At 62.3% G+C, this 1,285-nt stretch carries 2 protein-coding genes; both read right to left on the bottom strand.

Annotated elements, in window-relative coordinates; all coding sequences use genetic code 11:
- Positions 1–173: 173 nt before the first annotated feature.
- Positions 174–776, bottom strand: a complete 603-nt coding sequence (locus ACRC1E_RS09940; RefSeq protein ID WP_438514939.1) for an RBBP9/YdeN family alpha/beta hydrolase — start codon at positions 774–776, stop codon at positions 174–176.
- A partial coding sequence (locus tag ACRC1E_RS09945) for an exodeoxyribonuclease III (RefSeq protein ID WP_438514940.1) occupies positions 749–1,285 on the bottom strand: 537 nt, incomplete at its 5' end. The genes ACRC1E_RS09940 and ACRC1E_RS09945, both read right to left, overlap by 28 nt.

Here is a 1,285-nt window from a genome sequence, read left to right on the forward strand (position 1 = left end):
CGCTTCGTACGCATGTGGACCATGTATCTGCGCGGCAGCTCGGCCGCCTTTCGTGGCGGCGACCTCGACATCCACCAGCTGCTGGTCTCCAAGGGTAATAACAATGCCCTGCCGCGCGACTGGGGCTATCTGTATCGCAGCGGTGCACCCTTGTGCTGGGATGGTGCAGAGGATTAGCCCAGCATCAGCTTTTGCAGCAGGCGCTGGCCGGCTTGCCAGCTGCCCAGCCCCGCGCTGCTCCCCATGTGGCCGGCATCCCCGGCATCGACCAGTTTGATCCCCCAGTTAGCGGCCATGCGTTCAGCCTCGGCATAAGGGCAAAACGGGTCGTTGCGGCTGGCGACACAAAGCGCCTTGACCGGCACGCGTTGATGGCCGGCGGCATCGAAACCGGTAAAAGCCGGGATGGGCATGTCTGGCGGCAATTCGCCGCTAGCCAAGAGTGCAGCCTGACTGATCGGCAGCTGCGGCGGTGCCACCAGCAGCATGCCGTGAATCCGCCCTTGTGCCGCGAGGGATAAGGACAGCACGTAATCGATGGCGGTATGGCAGCCCAGGCTATGCGCGGCGATCACGACCTTGCCCGGCTGCATGGCGATGGTGTCGGCCAGCGCCGCCAGCCAGACCGTGCGCTCGGGATAAAGCCAGTTCTGCTGCTCGGTGCGGCAAGCCAGCGGATAGCTTTTTTCCCACACGCTTTGCCAGTGACGGGCGCTGGAGCCGGCCCAGCCGGGCACGGTAATCAGGCTTAGTTCATCGCGCTCGAAGTCGAACATGGCAGCTCCCGCTGATAATCGATGACCAGAGGTGCGTGGTCGGAGAATTTCTCGTCTTTGTATACACTGGCCTTGAGGGCGGATGCCGTCAGTGCTGGTGTTGCGACCTGATAGTCGATGCGCCAGCCCACATCCTTGGCGTAGGCCTGGCCGCGATTGCTCCACCAGCTGTAACCCGGTGCTTCCGGATGCAGTGTGCGCCATACGTCACGCCAGCCGACACGGCTGAACAGCTCGCCTATCCAGGCGCGCTCTTCCGGCAGGAAACCCGAGTTCTTGCGGTTGCCCTTCCAGTTTTTCAGGTCGATTTCATTGTGTGCGATATTCCAGTCGCCACAGATCACCACCTCGCGGCCGCTGGCATACAGGGCTTCCAGATGGGGCAGGAAGACGGCGAGAAAGTCGAATTTTACCTGCTGGCGTTCTTCCGAGCTGGAGCCGGACGGCAGGTAGAGCGAGATCACCGATAGCGGGCCAAAATCCAGCTGCAGGTAGCGTCCTTCGCTGTC

Source organism: Craterilacuibacter sp. (assembly GCF_051659485.1).
GTDB lineage: Bacteria > Pseudomonadota > Gammaproteobacteria > Burkholderiales > Chromobacteriaceae > Craterilacuibacter.

Excerpts from the sequence above, each read along its gene's own strand:
- ACRC1E_RS09940 (WP_438514939.1), bottom strand. The coding sequence starts at position 776 with ATGTTCGACTTCGAGCGCGATGAACTAAGCCTGATTACCGTGCCCGGC.